Annotated in this window: 1 protein-coding gene; it reads left to right on the forward strand. The window is 49.2% G+C overall.

Annotation, left to right across the window (positions count from 1 at the left end; all coding sequences use genetic code 11):
• Positions 1-327 (forward strand): TnpV protein (locus DXB70_RS13875; protein WP_243099978.1); only part of this gene is annotated, 327 nt, incomplete at both ends.

Genomic DNA, 327 nt, shown 5'->3' on the forward strand with positions numbered 1-327 from the left:
ACAGAAAACGGAATTGATTATATCCTTGTTGGAGATTACTACATCCCAGACTTGAAGCTGCCGGAAGAACACCGCCCCATCGGAAAGTACGGACGGATGCACCGGGAATATTTAAGAGAAGTCCACCCAGCCAGATTGAACACATTGACCTTGACCGGGGAGTTATGGACATACCTTGCAGACCTGAACGAACAGGCACAGGAACGGTTAGACACCATCATGGAGCAGATGAAAGCCACCGAGGGCGTGACCGAGGAATTGAAGCGTACCCGTCAAATGGAATGGGTGCAGCGTTGCAATAACATTCACAACCGAGCAGAAGAAATT

Origin of the sequence: Clostridium sp. OM05-5BH, from assembly GCF_003481505.1 — a bacterium.
Classification (GTDB): Bacteria; Bacillota; Clostridia; order Lachnospirales; family Lachnospiraceae; genus Otoolea; species Otoolea fessa.